Source organism: Paraburkholderia sp. BR10872 (assembly GCF_040965835.1).
Lineage (GTDB): Bacteria > Pseudomonadota > Gammaproteobacteria > Burkholderiales > Burkholderiaceae > Paraburkholderia > Paraburkholderia nodosa_A.
The window spans coordinates 67457-81050 of the sequence record NZ_JBFRCN010000014.1 but is presented as its reverse complement, the minus strand read 5'-3'; the positions used below and the strand labels follow the sequence as shown (position 1 = coordinate 81050).

Genomic DNA, 13594 nt, shown 5'->3' with positions numbered 1-13594 from the left:
TTCCGGCAGTACTTCCGTTAGTACTTCCGGCGGTATCAGGGCGCTGAGGGCCGCGTCGTGCCGCCTTCGGCCTGCGCCGCTTGCGCGGCCTTGGCGATGCGCACCGCTTCCTGCACACGTTCGAGGAATGCCGGGTCGAGGCTCGTGACCGCCTCGCGCGATTCTCCGCCCGTCACGACATAGAGCCGGTGCACGGCTTCCTGCCAGAGCCACGCGAGCCAGCCCACCACGATCACCATCACGCCGCACGCGAGACCGGACGCCGAGCCGAGCACACCACCCACGACAGCGCCGGCGGCGCCGACCAGGCTGATCGCGATCGGCACCACGCGGCTGCGCCGCCCGATGACGATACGCACGTCCTCGATGTCGCGCATGGGGAAGACCTGGCCGGCTGCGGAAAGCGCGTTGCGCGTCACCGAGACGGCGGCTTCGTTGAAAGGGAGTTCCATCGGTTCGATCGCTGCGAGGTGAGAGAGCGCAGCGTACCAGAAGCGGGGCCAGGGCGGGGTCGCGGCGGACATAACGTCGCAGGCCGCACGCATGGCGGGGTGGGCCGTCTGCCGGAGCCGCTATACTTGCGCGCTTTTAATGCCCCCGTCGGCACCAGGGATTCTCCATGAGCGCACTGCCACGCTGTCCGAAATGCAATTCCGAGTTCACCTACGAAGACGGTGACGTCTACATCTGCCCGGAGTGTGCACATGAATGGTCGGCGCTAGCCACCGCGCCGGCTGAAACAGCGGGCAAGGTGTATCGCGATTCGGCCGGCAATGTCCTCCAGGACGGGGATACCGTCACGGTCATCAAGGACCTGAAACTCAAGGGTTCGGGTGGCGTGATCAAGATGGGCACCAAAGTAAAGAATATCCGGCTGGTGGACAGCGACCACGATATCGATTGCAAGATCGACGGCTTCGGCGCCATGAGCCTCAAATCGGAATTCGTCAGGAAGGCGTGACGAAGGGTGTCGTCGTGCATCGACTGCGATGAACCAAAAAAAGCGGGGCATCCCAAGGGATGCCCCGTCCGGTAAGGCGCGGCGTGCAGCGCGAGCTGCGGCGCGCCGAGCAGAGCCGGCGCTATGAGTCGCCGGCCGCCGCTGTTGCGCGAGTGACGCTGCTTAGAACTTGTGGCGGATACCGACGCGAACCGCGACTTGATCCTGCGAACCCGTGCCCGACGGCTGGTAGATGCTCGAGCTCGAGTCGCCGATCTGCGCCTGTACCTTCTGGCCGTTCGCGAGCGTGCCCGATGCGTCCTGGTACGACACGAGGCCGTAGACGTCGGTGCGCTTGCTGAGCGCGTAGTCGAGCGATGCGTTGACCTGGTTCCAGTGAGCCGTCTGGCTGCCCGAGGTGCGCGAGTACGTGTAGCCAAGGCCAGCCGCGAGAGCCGGCGTGAAGGCGTACTTGCCGCCTGCTTCGTACGCGTTGTAGAGCGTCGACGAGCCGGCGATCGGCGAAAGCAGCGTGTTGGTCCACAGGGCCCACAGCGTTGCCGGGCCGACGATGTAGCGGCCACCGACACCGAACGAGCGCGTGTCGCGCAGCGTGCCCTGTGCAACGTTGGCGATCGTGGTCGTCGTCGACGGCGTGGTCTGGCCCGGGTACGTCTGGTTGAAGTAGGCAGCGCCGATGCTGAACGGGCCGTAGCCGTAGTTCGCGCCGAAGCTGTACGCGCGCGACGAGCCGGCGATCGGGCTGGCCGCCGGACCCGTTGCCGGTGCGCCGGCGAACGAGGTCGAGTTCGAGAAGCCGTACAACGCGCCGAACGTGAAGCCCGAGAAGTTCACGCTCTGGAACTTGACCGCGTTGTTGATGCGGCTCGAGGTCAGCTGGTCGATGTCGTTGAAGTGGTACGCCCAGTTACCCGAAACCGTATTGCCACCGGTCGAGTACTGCGAGCCGAGAATGTCCGTGTTGAGCGAGTATTGACGGCCGAACGTCAGCGAACCGATGTTCGACTGCGTCAGACCGACGAATGCTTGACGGCCGAACATCGCGCCGCCCTGGCCTGCCGTGCCGTTACCGCTGTTGAAGCCGTTTTCGAGCACGAAGATCGCCTTCAGGCCGCCGCCCAGGTCTTCCGTGCCGCGCAGGCCCCAACGGCTGCCCTGCGCCACGCCGTCACCGTACGAGAACTGATGCGAACTGCCGTTCGTACCGTTCGAGTTCTTCACGTTGCTGATGTAATTCACACCCGCGTCGATCACGCCGTACAGCGTTACGCTGCTTTGTGCGTGGGCAACGCCTGCGATCGAGGCCAGAATAGCGGTGGTCAGAATTTTCTTATTCAACTGTTTCTCCGGGTAAAGGACGAGATGACTACTCCGGCCTCTTATGGGCCGGTCAATGCGACGGGCTGCAATTTAAGGGTCGATAACGAAAGGAATGTGACAGTAAGACTTTGTAGGCAAAATGTCGCCATTCTGTTGTGTGGAAGCGACACACGGGTTGCACCCGCGGAGAGCGGCGCCCGAAGCCCGTCGTTATTGGCTTCGCGGGCAATTTTCCTGTCAATTTGAAAGACTGGACTGCGGCAATCGGCCTTATAAGAATTTTTCCTAAGCTTTCTCCTATTTGCCGGGTTAAGCCATCCTTTGAACCTGACTTCAAGCTGAGTTTGATTCATTTCAAGGGCGCATTAACGGCCCGATCAATGCGCGCTTTACACGTCTGATTGCCATCGATTCATCGAAGCAGAAAATTAGTTAACCGAAATAATTGAAATAACCGGGAAACGCCTATAAAAAAGGCTCACACCTATGGCGCGAGCCCTTTTACGACAAGGCGTTGCAGGTTACAGCGAAAGAAGCGAGCCGCTGCGAATGGGCTTTTCGCCGGCAATGCGTGCGACTTCCATGCCGGCCGTGGCGAAGCGCGCGCTATGGCGTGCATACATCACGCCGCTCACGCCCGCGTGCAGCGTCGTCACGGTGTCGGCGAGCGGGTCGATGACATCGGCAATGGCCGCGCCGCGTTCCACCCACGTGCCGCAATCCACGCGAAACACGAGCACGCCGCTGGCAGGCGCCACGATCGGCTCCGTGCCCGCGAGCGGCGTGGCTGCATGGGCGAGTGGCGGCAGCGGCGCGGCCGTGCCTTCGATGACGCCGCGCCCGATCAGATAGTCGACGATGGCCTGGGCGTCGTGCTCGGCGAGCTCGTGCGAGACGTCGCGCTGGCCGCGCAGCTCGACCGTTACCGAAATCGAGCCGTACGGGATGGGGAAGCGCGTGCCGAATTGCTCGCGCAGCTCCGACCAGCAGAAGCTGTGAATCTCGTCGAACGGATTGCCGATCGAGTTGAGCGCGAGGAGCGACGCCTTGGCATCGAGATAGCGCGCGAGCGGCTCGACTTCGGGCCACAGCTCGGGGTTCGTGTAGATGTGCATGGCGGCTTCCCAGTCGCAATGCAGATCCAGCACGATGTCGGCGTCGTACGAAAGGCGCTGGAGCGCGAGGCGCATCGAATCGAGTTCGGTTTTCGGCTTCTGAGCGGCCAGCGCTTCGCCCATCGCCGCACGGATGGCCGTGCGGTTCGCGGCTTCGTCGGGCCCGAGACGCGCCTCGATGCTGGGCAGCACGAGCGCGGTGAGCTCGTGGAAATTGCGGTTGAAGTTCTGCGCCGTGTTCGATTCGAAGCGGCCGATCATATGCCCGAGCCAGTGCTGATTCAGGCCCACGGGGTTCGGCACCGGCACGATCACGATCTCGCCGCGAAGGCGGCCCGCAGCTTCCAGCTCCGCGAGCTTGCGGCGCAGCGCCCACGAGACGAGCATGCCCGGCAGTTCGTCGGCGTGGAGCGAGGACTGGATGTAGACCTTGGGACCGCCGGCCTTGCCGTAGTGGAAACTGGCAAGTTCCCGCGCGGTACCGAGGGCGGGCGCGATCAACGGGTGGTTTCGGGTTTGCATGATGGATGCGCGAGGCGCGGCGGCCCGCAAAGGTGTTGGAGTGAACGATGGCCCCGTAAGCACATGCAGGGGGCCGTATACCGATCTTAGCCGATTCGACGCGCCGCCGGAACCGGCGCGCGCTCACGCGCCTGCGGCATCGTCTGAAAATACGGAATCCGAAATAAAAATCCGGAAATGAAAAAGCCCGGACACAAAGCCCGGGCTTCGTGCGCCGTGATGCAGCGCCGGCGCGATGCGGTGCTTAGCCGCCGTACACGTCGAAGTCGAAGTACCTGGATTCGATCTTTTTATAGGTACCGTCCTTGATCATGTCGGCGATGGCCTTGTCGATCTTGCCCTTCAGGTCGGCGTCTTCCTTGCGCAGGCCGATGGCGGCAGCGCCCGTCGGGATTTCCTTGCCGGCGAACTGGAAGCCAGCGCCGCGCGGCGTCTTCAGGAAGCCCAGATCCGCTTGCACTTCATCCTGCAGCGCAGCGTCCAGACGGCCCGAGATCAGGTCGGCGTAGACCTGGTCCTGGTTCTGGTAAGGAACGACGTTCACGCCCTTCGGTGCCCAGTTTTCCTTCGCGTAGGTTTCCTGGATCGTGCCTTGCTCGACGCCAACCGACTTGCCCTTGAGCGAGTCGGCCGTCGGGGCGAGGCTCGAGCCCTTCTTCGCGACGAGACGCGTCGGCGTGTTGAACAGCTTCGCCGAGAAGGCGATCTGCTGCTCGCGCTGCGGGGTGATCGTCATCGACGAGAGCACGCCGTCGAACTTCTTGGCCTTCAGGCCCGGGATCATGCCGTCGAAATCTTGCTCGACCCACACGCACTTGGCGTTCAGGCGCTTGCAGATTTCGTTGCCGAGGTCGATGTCGAAGCCGACCAGCTTGCCATCGGGTGCTTTGGATTCGAACGGTGCGTAGCTGGCGTCAACGCCGAAACGCACGGTGGACCAGTCCTTCGCATGGGCGACGCCGGCCGAGACGGCGAGCACGGCAACCGTGAGGGTGGCAAGCAGTTTCTTCACTATGGGTACTCCTCGAGATGGTTCAGGGCGCGCCGCGTGCGGTTGTGCCGCCATGGCGCATTTCCCGGCGCGGCTCGCGCCGGATTATTGTTGGACCTGCCAGCCTGCGGCCAGCGAAGCGCGCGCAAGCTTACCAGGTCAAAATTGCTGCGTCGCTAGTGTAATACCGGATAGCGGGAAAGGGTGCCGGTAAGTGTACGCCCGTGCGCTTGTACGATTTAACGCAAAGCCTTGTCGGGCAAGGCGAACGGGCCAATGGGGACAGGCCAATGCGGGGCTTGGGAGGGGCTGCGCGATGCTCTGCCGCAACAGTCGGAAGAATGCGATGCCGCGCGGTCGCGGCATCGTCAGCAGTCTGAATGGAAATTGAAATCGATTCGACGGCGCACCGTTAGTTTTCGGCCCGAATAGGGCCAGACAATGCGCCGTTTTTTGTCGCGGTGCAGCAGACACATCGGCTGCACCGCGTGGACGACGTCAGACTATGCGCGCGCCCGCGCGCCACGTCGCGCGCGGCACGGGCAGCGAATCGAGCATCGTCACCCGCACGAAGTCCGCGCGCAGGCCCGGCTCGATCGCGCCGCGATCGTGCAGGCCCGACTTGCTGGCGGGTTCCCACGAGACCGTAGCGAGCGCGCGCGGCAGCGTCCAGTCGGCCTTGGTCACGAGGTCGAACGCGGCGGTCAGGAGGCTCGACGGCACGTAGTCGGACGAGAGGATGTCGAGCAAACCGGCCTGGGCCAGCTCCAGCGCCGAGACGTTGCCCGAGTGCGAGCCCCCGCGCACCACGTTCGGCGCACCCATGATCGTCGCAATGCCGCGCTTTTTCGCTTCCTCGGCGGCCACGCGCGTGGTCGGGAATTCGGCGAGCACGATGCCTTCGGCCGCGGCCTGCTCGACGTGCTCCACGAGCGTGTCGTCGTGGCTCGCAAGCGGGATGTTGCGCGTGCGGCAACGCTGCACGATTTCGAGGCGGTGCGCGTCGGCGTAGCGTTCCTGCTCCGTGGCCATTTCGGTGAGCATAGTGTTGGTCTGCTCGTCGGTCCACTTGCCGTGGCGCTCCTGAAATTTGCGCCATTGCTCGCGGTCGTGCCACTGGCGCTGGCCCGGCGTGTGGTCCATTACCGAGGCGAGGCGCAGCAGCGGGTGGTCGCTCAGCATGTCGAACAGCTCGATCACGTCTTCGGTGGCGATTTCGCAGCGCAAGTGCAGGAAGTGCTCGGCGCGCAGCAGGTTGCGCTCGGAAAAACGCTTGAGCGCATGGGCGCTAGCGAGCTGCACGTCGCGGCCGCGCACGCCCACGGCCAGGCGCGTGCCGATGGCCAGCGCGTCGAATACCGTGGTGATGCCGGCGGCGGCGATCTGCGCGTCGTGAATCACGAACGCGGCGTCGGTGTTCCAGTGCACGCCGGGGCGCGGCGCGAGGTGCTTTTCCAGGTTGTCGGTGTGCAGTTCGACGAGACCGGGCAGCAGGAAGTCGCCCTCCCAGTCTTCGGCTTCGGGCGCGGCGGTCGAGCCGCGCGAGATGTCGCGGATCTTGCCGTCTGCCACGCTTAGCGTGCCGGTGAAAACTTCGTCTCGCGTCACGATGCGAGCGTTCTTGATCAACATCGTCAGGCTCCGTATCAGATATCGGTTTGCGCCGTTCAGGCGGGTTTCAGGCTGCGGCGCTGAGCGGCGCTTGCGCGCGCGGCGCGCTGAGTTCGAGTACGCGGGTGGCGACGCGCTGGCGCGTGTCCTCGTCGTGGAATACGCCGACAATCGCCGCGCCGCGCTCGCGCGCTTCGCCAATCAGGCTCGCGACGACTTCGCGGTTTTCCGCGTCGAGCGAGGCCGTGGGTTCGTCCAGCAACAGCACGCGGTGCTGCGCGATCAGGCCCCGGGCGATGTTCACGCGCTGCTGCTCGCCGCCCGAAAACGTGGCGGGCGCGAGCGGCCAGAGGCGCTGCGGCACGTTCAGACGTGCCAGCAGCGTTTGCGCGCGCTCGCGTGCTTCGTCTTCCTCCACGCCGCGCGAAACGAGCGGCGCGGCCACGATGTCGAGCGCGCTCACGCGCGGAATCACGCGCAGAAACTGGCTCACGTAGCCCACGACGTTGCGGCGCAGGCGCAGGATGTCGTGGGGCGCTGCGCCCGTGATCTCGAGATGCTCGAGCGGCGCGCCCTCGTCGCGGATCGCAATCGAGCCGCCGCTGGCGAGGTAGTTGCCGTACAGGCAGCGCAGGAAGGTGCTCTTGCCCGCGCCCGAGGGCCCGACCAGCACGATGCATTCGCCGCGCTCCACGTCGAGCGACACGCCCGCGAGCGCCTCGATGCCGATGCCGCCCTGGCCGTGCAGCGTGAAAGTCTTGCGCACGTCTTCGGCGCGCAGCATGAGCGCCGGTCTTTCGAGGAACGCGCGCGTGCCCGGTGATGAGTTCAGAGTCATGTCTTTCATCCTAGACCGGCAGCACGGATGCCACCAGCGTCTGCGTATAGGGATGTTGCGGGTCGTCCAGCACCTGGTCGGTCAGGCCCGATTCGACCACCGTGCCGCCTTGCATCACCATCAAGCGGTGCGCGAGCAGCCGCGCCACGCCGATGTCGTGCGTGACGATCAACACCGAAAGATGCAGGTTGGTCGTGAGCGTGCGCAGGAGGTCGAGCAGGCGCGCCTGCACGGACACGTCGAGACCCGCTGTGGGCTCGTCCATGAAGACGAGGCGTGGCCCCGTGACGAGATTGCGCGCGATTTGCAGGCGCTGCTGCATGCCGCCCGAAAACGCCGACGGCAATTCGTCGATGCGCTGCGCGTCCAGCTCCACGCGCTGCATCCACTGCTGCGCCGTGTTGCGGATTTGCCCGTAGTGACGTGCGCCGACGGCCATCAGCGGCTCGCCGATATTGGCCCCGGCCGAGACGCCCGCACGCAGCCCGTCACGCGGATTCTGCTGCACGAAGCCCCATTCGGTGCGCGCAAGCAGGCGCCGGCGCGGCTCGGAAAGCGTGCGCAGGTCGAGCGTTTCGCCGTTCGCGCTCGTGTAGTGCAGCGCGCCCGAGTCGGATTCGGTGCGCAGTGCGAGCGTGTTGAGCAGCGTGGTCTTGCCCGAGCCCGATTCGCCGACGATGCACAACACCTCGCCGGGATACAGGTCGAAGCTCACGTCGCGGCAGCCGTTGCGGCCGCCGTACTGCTTCGTGAGCGATCTTGCGCTGAACAGCGGCGTCATGCTTTCTCTCCTGCTTCATTCGTTGCGTGCGCATCGATCTGCTCGCGGCGGTCGTGGCAGTAGTCGCTGTCCGAGCAGACGAACATGCGTTTGCCTGCGTCGTCGACAATCATCTCGTCGAGGAAACTCTCGCGCGAGCCGCACAGGGCGCACGCATGCTCCCAGCGCTGCACTTCGAACGGGTGGTCGTCGAAGTCGAGGCTCTTCACCGGCGTGTACGGCGGAATCGCGTAGATGCGGCGCTCGCGACCCGCGCCGAACAACTGCAGCGCGGCGTTCATATGCAGCTTGGGGTTGTCGAACTTCGGAATCGGCGAGGGCGACGTCAGATAACGGCCGTTCACGGTCACCGGGTAGTCGTACGTCGTGGCGATGCTGCCGTGCTGCACGATGTCCTCATAAAGCTTCACGCTGATCAGGCCGTAGTCGGCCAGTGCATGGAGCTTCTTGCATTCGGCCACGCGCGGCTCGAGCCGGAACAGCGGCTCGGGCATCGGCACCTGATACACGAGAATCTGCTTGTCCGTGAGCGGCGTTTCTGGAATACGGTGCCGCGTCTGCACGATCGACGCCTCGCTCGTGCGGCGCGTGGTGGCCACCCCCGTGGTGCGCGCGAAAAAGCGACGGATGTTCACGGCGTTCGTGGTGTCGTCCGAGCCCTGGTCGATCACCTTGAGCGTGTCCTTCGCGCCGATGATCGCCGCCGTCACCTGGATGCCGCCCGTGCCCCAGCCATACGGCAGCGGCATTTCGCGCGAGGCGAACGGCACCTGGTAGCCCGGCACGGCCACGGCCTTGAGGAGGGCGCGGCGCAGCATCCGCTTGGTCTGTTCGTCGAGGTACGCGAAGTTGTAACCCGAGACGGCCTGAGTTTCGTGCGAGGCGACTTCGGCTGCGGTGGATTGCAAGGTATCGGGCGCGTTCATGCAGCCTCCTTGTTTTGCGCGTCGGCATTCGCGTCGCTGTCGCTTTCGTGCTGCGCGCGCAGCTTGCGCACGAGTTCCAGCTCAGCCTGGAAGTCCACGTAGTGCGGCAGCTTCAGGTGTTGAACGAAGCCCGAGGCTTCCACGTTATCGCTGTGCGAGAGCATGAATTCGATGTCCTGAGTCGGCGAGGCGATCGTCTCGCCCAGCTCCTCGGCGCGCAGCGCACGATCCACCAGCGCCATCGCCATGGCCTTACGTTCCGCGTGGCCGAACGCGAGACCGTAGCCTTGCGTGAATTGCGGCGGCACGTCTTTCGCGCCCGCGAACTGGTTGATCATCTGGCACTCGGTCAAGTCGATCTCGCCGATTTCCACGGCTTCATCGAGTTCGTCCAGCATCATTTCTACGCAGACCGAACCAAAGCGGATCTCGCCCGCGAACGGGTGCGAATGCGCGTAGCCGCGCTGCGTGGCATAGCCCATCGCGAGCAGGAAGCCTTCGTCGCCGCGTGCGAGATTTTGCAGGCGCACGGTGCGATCGGCAGGGAACGCAAGCGGCTCACGCGAGAGGTCGCCGGGCTCGCGTGCTTGCGTCGAGCGCGTTTCCTGCTCGATCAGGCCTTCCTTGTCGAGCAGGGAGACCACGCGCGGCATCGCTTCTTCGGGCGGGGTGGCTCGCGGCGCGCGAGGCGTGGCGCTCGCGGCATCGTCGCCTTCGGCCAGCAGCGCGAAGTCGAGCAGGCGCTGCGTGTAATCGTAGGTCGCGCCAAGCACCTGGCCGCCGGGCACGTCCTTGAAGGTCGCTGAAATGCGGCGCTCCACCACCATGTTTTCCGTTTCGACCGGTTGTGTGTAACCAAAACGCGGCAGCGTGGTGCGATAGGCGCGCAGCAAAAAGATTGCTTCGACGAGATCGCCAGCGGCCTGCTTGATGGCGAGCGCGGCAAGTTCTTCGTCGTAGACCGAACCTTCGGCCATCACACGCGCCACGGCCAGACGCATCTGTTCGCGGATCTGCGCGACGCTCAGCTCGGGCACGCGCGTATCGCCGCGGCGAGCCTCGTCGAGCAGACGCCACGACGCTTCGATCGCGCGCTCTCCTCCTTTGACGGCGACGTACATCAGTGCATCTCCACGAGAGTGGTGCGCGGCAGGCCCATCAGGCGGTCGCCGCACACGAGATAGAAGTCGATGCCGCACGGGAAGTGCGGCGCGAGGGCGGCGCGTTCTCGCCAGAAGCGCTCTGGCAGACCGACGGGCGCGATGCTGCAGGTCGTTTCGATGCCGGGGCCGCGCAGCGTGAGCGGTGCGCCGCCGGTGAGGGAATCGACACGCGCGAACACCGTGGCCGACTGCTCCGGCGACTCGGGCGTGCCGCTCGCGAAGTCGTCGAGCGGCGGCAGGGCGGCGGCGTCGTGCACATAGGCGAACGCGGCTTCGCGCGCCTGCTGTGCAAGCGGCGCGCCTGCATGAAAGCGCAGCGCGGCCGCGAGTGCGGCGTCGGGCTGGGCGAGCCACACCGGCGTGGCGTAGTCTGCGAGTGCGAGCAGCGAGGCGAAGGCAGCGAGGCCGGCGCGCGCGGGGGACGCATCCGCCGCCGTGGGCGCCGGCAGCGGCGTTTCGATCACGCCGATCGTGCCGGGTCGCGCGAGCGCGTCGAGCAGCGTGCGGAACACCGTCTGCGTGTCGTGAACCGGATCGCCGAAGCCGGGCGCGAGCGCCGCGAGCAGATCGGGCGTCATGGCATTGCGTTGGTCGCTCATGCGTCACCTCGAACCATCGTGAAGAACTCGACCCGCGTGCTGGCGGCGTCGGCGCGGCGCGCGTCGCGTTGTGCGGCGAGACGCGCGGCGAGCGGCTCGATCAACCGGGCGTGCAACTGGTCGTGGCGCGCGGGGAGTTGCAGCAGCGCGTCGGCGAGGGCCGCCAGCTCGGCGCGGCGCTTGTCGCGGCCCAGATGGCAGGCCACGCCGACCGGGCCGGACTGGCCGGCATCGCCGCCTGCGGTGCGCTCAATGCCCGAGGCACGCAGGCGCAGCGTGGCGCGCGTGACGGTGGCTTCGCCCAGATTGAAGGCGTCGCCGGTGCCGCCAATGCGCCCACGTACCATGGCCAGTCCGGTTTGTGGCGGACGCAGCCAGTCGAAAGCGGGCTCGGGCGCACCGGCGAGCGCGGCGCTCAGCGCCGCTTCAAGCTCGGCGCGCGGGGTATGCGCGAGAACGGCCATCCATGCGCGGCGGGTCGCCGACGCGGAGGATGGGGTGGAGGAAGCGTTCATCGGAGTTCCTGTGTCGTGAACGGGGGGAACGGACATGGCAACTGCGCCTTTCGAACAGCCTTGTCTGGACCTCGATTGAACCATCTATTCGTCTAAACGTCTAGACGTTTAGTGGTACAGTCGTCCAGTGCGGACGCAATGAAGGTTTTCATATTTCCATCACGCCCTGCGCACTACAATGCACAAAACGCTATTGGAACCGAGAGGAATGACAGCACCATGACATCGAACGACGAGGCGCCGTCCAGCCTGCTTGAGCGCGGCGCGGGTGTGGCGGTGTGGCGGCAGATCGAGCAGATCCTCGCGGCCGAGATCGCCGCGAAGGGTTTCGGCGAAGACGGCCGGCTGCCTAGCGAAGGCGAGCTTGCGCGCCGCTTCGACGTGAACCGCCACACGGTGCGGCGCGCGATGCTGGGCCTTGCGGCGCTGGGGCTCGTAAGCGTGGAACAGGGGCGCGGCACTTTCGTGCAGCCCGGCGCGATCGACTACACCATCGGCAAGCGCACGCGCTTTACCGAGAACCTGAAGCGCCATCAGCATTCGGCGGCGGGCAAGCTGCTGTCGTCGTCGCGTGGCAAGGCGGACCCCACGGTCGCCAAGGCCCTGGGGCTGCGCGCGGGCGCGCTCGTCTACCGGCTCGAAACGCTGCACGAGTCGGACGGCGTGCCGCTCACTTACGCGCGCAGCTGGTATCCCGCCGCGCGCTTCGCCGATCTGCCCGTGGTCATGGAGCGCGTCGACAGCACCTCGAAGGCCCTGGCCGAATACGGCGTGGCCGACTATCTGCGCAAGTGGAGCCGTATCGGCAGCGTGCTGCCCGAGGCCGAGGTGGCGCGGCGCCTGAACATCAACCGGCAGCAGCCGGTGCTGTGGGTGGAAAACGTCGACGTCGACCTTGATGGCGTGCCGATCAAGTACGGTATCACGCACTTCGCCGCCGACCGCGTGCAGTTGATGGTGGAGCACGACATATGAGCGTGCTGCACGAAGACTGGAGCGAAGCCGCGCGCTTCGCGCTTTACTATGCGCCGCCGCGCGAGTCGGCGTGGTGGCAGGCGGGCTGCGCGTGGCTTGGCCGCGATCCGGAGACGGGCGACACGCTCGCGCCGCCGCCGTGGCTCGCAGGCCTGCCGCAGCCGCTGGAAACGCTCACGGTCGCGCCACGTCGCTATGGCTGGCACGGCACCCTCGTGCCGCCGTTTCGTCTCGCGCCGGGCATGACGCCCGCGGCGCTCCTCGCCGCCGCGCAGCAGTGGGCGCAAGGGCAGGCGCGCTTCGACGCCAATGTCGAGGCGGCGCTGCTCGGCCGCTTCGTGGCGCTGCGCCCCGCCGACGATGCCGGCGAAACCGCCCTGCGCGAACTGGCTGCCGACGCACTGCGCGCGCTCGGTTCGCTGCGCGCCCCGCAAACGCCCGCCGAACTCGCGAAGCGCCTCGACGCGCCGCTCACGCAGCGTCAGCGCGCTTACGTCGAAGCGTGGGGCTATCCGTACGTGTTCGAAGAATTCCGCTTTCACATGACGCTATCCGATTCGCTGAACGACGCGCAAACGTGCGCGCAACTGGTCGATGCCTGGAACACGCAGATGCAGGGTGCCAACCCGCTGCCGGTGGAGGGCGCGGCGCTCTTCGTCGAGCCCGAGCCGGGCGCGCCTTTCGCGCTGTGGCGCCGCTTGCCGTTCGCGGGGGCCCGCGCATGAAGGGCGGCCTGATCTACGTAATGGGGCCTTCGGGTGCGGGCAAGGACACGTTGCTGCGTTACGCGCGCGAGCGCCTCTCCGGTGAAGACGTCGTCTTCGCGCATCGCTACATCACGCGCGAAGACAGCGGCGGCGAGAACCACATCGCGCTCACCGAGGCCGAATTCGAGGCGCGCTCGCAGCGCGGCCTCTTCGCGTTGCAATGGCGCAGCCACGCGCTGCGCTACGGCGTGGGCGTGGAGATCGACCAATGGATGGCGCTCGGCTGCACCGTCGTGGTGAACGGTTCGCGCGCCTACGCGGGCGAGGCGTTCGAGCGCTACCCGCGCATGACGCTCGTGCACATCGAGGCCGCGCAGCACGTACTCGCCGCGCGCCTCGCTTCCCGGGCGCGTGAAACGCCCGAGCAGGTCGCGTTGCGTCTTGCGCGGCGCGCGCCGTTCGAGGTGCCGTCGGGCGCCGCGTTTGCGCGCATCGACAACTCCGGGCACCTGGAGGAGGCGGGCGGGGCGTTCGTCAAGCTCGTGCTGCAGGTGGCGGCCGGATAGTCTC

The 13594-nt window shown here is 66.1% G+C and carries 15 protein-coding genes; 4 read left to right on the top strand and 11 right to left on the bottom strand.

Features of this window, described 5'->3' with window-relative positions; genetic code table 11:
* Positions 1-35: 35 nt before the first annotated feature.
* On the bottom strand, positions 36-452 hold the full coding sequence (locus AB4Y43_RS13850) for a DUF6232 family protein (protein WP_069261653.1): 417 nt from the start codon (positions 450-452) through the stop codon (positions 36-38).
* 167 nt (positions 453-619) lie between these two features.
* Here AB4Y43_RS13850 and AB4Y43_RS13845 point away from each other — a divergent pair, with 167 nt between their 5' ends.
* Positions 620-961: a zinc ribbon domain-containing protein YjdM gene (locus tag AB4Y43_RS13845; RefSeq protein WP_069261654.1), complete on the top strand. Its 342-nt coding sequence runs from the start codon at positions 620-622 to the stop codon at positions 959-961.
* A gap of 162 nt (positions 962-1123) precedes the next feature.
* Here the strand turns inward: AB4Y43_RS13845 and AB4Y43_RS13840 are convergent, their stop codons facing one another.
* The 10 genes from AB4Y43_RS13840 to phnG all read right to left on the bottom strand — a co-directional run bounded on the left by AB4Y43_RS13840 (position 1124) and on the right by phnG (position 11342).
* Positions 1124-2299: a porin gene (locus tag AB4Y43_RS13840; protein WP_368728019.1), complete on the bottom strand. Its 1176-nt coding sequence runs from the start codon at positions 2297-2299 to the stop codon at positions 1124-1126.
* Between the two features lie 503 nt (positions 2300-2802).
* Positions 2803-3918 carry a succinylglutamate desuccinylase/aspartoacylase family protein gene (locus AB4Y43_RS13835; protein WP_368728018.1) on the bottom strand — a complete coding sequence of 372 codons (1116 nt, stop codon included), beginning with the start codon at positions 3916-3918 and terminating at the stop codon, positions 2803-2805.
* 244 nt (positions 3919-4162) lie between these two features.
* The gene (locus AB4Y43_RS13830) at positions 4163-4930 is read right to left on the bottom strand and encodes an ABC transporter substrate-binding protein (RefSeq protein ID WP_069261657.1); all 768 of its coding nucleotides are present in this window, start codon (positions 4928-4930) and stop codon (positions 4163-4165) included.
* Between the two features lie 477 nt (positions 4931-5407).
* Positions 5408-6541, bottom strand: a complete 1134-nt coding sequence (locus AB4Y43_RS13825; protein WP_368728017.1) for an alpha-D-ribose 1-methylphosphonate 5-triphosphate diphosphatase — start codon at positions 6539-6541, stop codon at positions 5408-5410.
* Between the two features lie 46 nt (positions 6542-6587).
* Positions 6588-7358: a phosphonate C-P lyase system protein PhnL gene (gene phnL, locus AB4Y43_RS13820; RefSeq protein WP_176732806.1), complete on the bottom strand. Its 771-nt coding sequence runs from the start codon at positions 7356-7358 to the stop codon at positions 6588-6590.
* 10 nt (positions 7359-7368) lie between these two features.
* Positions 7369-8139 (bottom strand): phosphonate C-P lyase system protein PhnK, encoded by a 771-nt coding sequence (phnK, locus tag AB4Y43_RS13815; protein ID WP_368728016.1) that lies wholly within the window; start codon positions 8137-8139, stop codon positions 7369-7371.
* Positions 8136-9065 carry an alpha-D-ribose 1-methylphosphonate 5-phosphate C-P-lyase PhnJ gene (locus tag AB4Y43_RS13810; protein WP_324161765.1) on the bottom strand — a complete coding sequence of 310 codons (930 nt, stop codon included), beginning with the start codon at positions 9063-9065 and terminating at the stop codon, positions 8136-8138. The genes phnK and AB4Y43_RS13810 overlap by 4 nt, the downstream gene beginning before the upstream one ends.
* Positions 9062-10186, bottom strand: coding sequence for a carbon-phosphorus lyase complex subunit PhnI (locus AB4Y43_RS13805; protein ID WP_368728015.1), 1125 nt, complete (start codon positions 10184-10186; stop codon positions 9062-9064). The genes AB4Y43_RS13810 and AB4Y43_RS13805 overlap by 4 nt, the downstream gene beginning before the upstream one ends.
* A complete protein-coding gene (gene phnH / locus AB4Y43_RS13800; protein WP_069261663.1) occupies positions 10186-10827 on the bottom strand; it encodes a phosphonate C-P lyase system protein PhnH in 642 nt (213 codons plus the stop codon). The genes AB4Y43_RS13805 and phnH overlap by 1 nt, the downstream gene beginning before the upstream one ends.
* Positions 10824-11342 carry a phosphonate C-P lyase system protein PhnG gene (gene phnG, locus AB4Y43_RS13795; RefSeq protein WP_342946773.1) on the bottom strand — a complete coding sequence of 173 codons (519 nt, stop codon included), beginning with the start codon at positions 11340-11342 and terminating at the stop codon, positions 10824-10826. The genes phnH and phnG overlap by 4 nt, the downstream gene beginning before the upstream one ends.
* A gap of 219 nt (positions 11343-11561) precedes the next feature.
* On the opposite strand from phnG, the gene phnF reads away from it, so the two are divergent.
* From phnF to phnN, 3 genes are read left to right on the top strand one after another with little or no spacing between them, the layout of a single operon-like run.
* A complete protein-coding gene (gene phnF / locus AB4Y43_RS13790; protein ID WP_342946772.1) occupies positions 11562-12317 on the top strand; it encodes a phosphonate metabolism transcriptional regulator PhnF in 756 nt (251 codons plus the stop codon).
* Positions 12314-13042, top strand: a complete 729-nt coding sequence (locus tag AB4Y43_RS13785; protein WP_368728014.1) for a DUF1045 domain-containing protein — start codon at positions 12314-12316, stop codon at positions 13040-13042. The genes phnF and AB4Y43_RS13785 overlap by 4 nt, the downstream gene beginning before the upstream one ends.
* On the top strand, positions 13039-13590 hold the full coding sequence (phnN, locus tag AB4Y43_RS13780; protein WP_069261879.1) for a phosphonate metabolism protein/1,5-bisphosphokinase (PRPP-forming) PhnN: 552 nt from the start codon (positions 13039-13041) through the stop codon (positions 13588-13590). Before AB4Y43_RS13785 ends, phnN begins: the two co-directional genes overlap by 4 nt.
* Positions 13591-13594 lie beyond the last annotated feature (4 nt).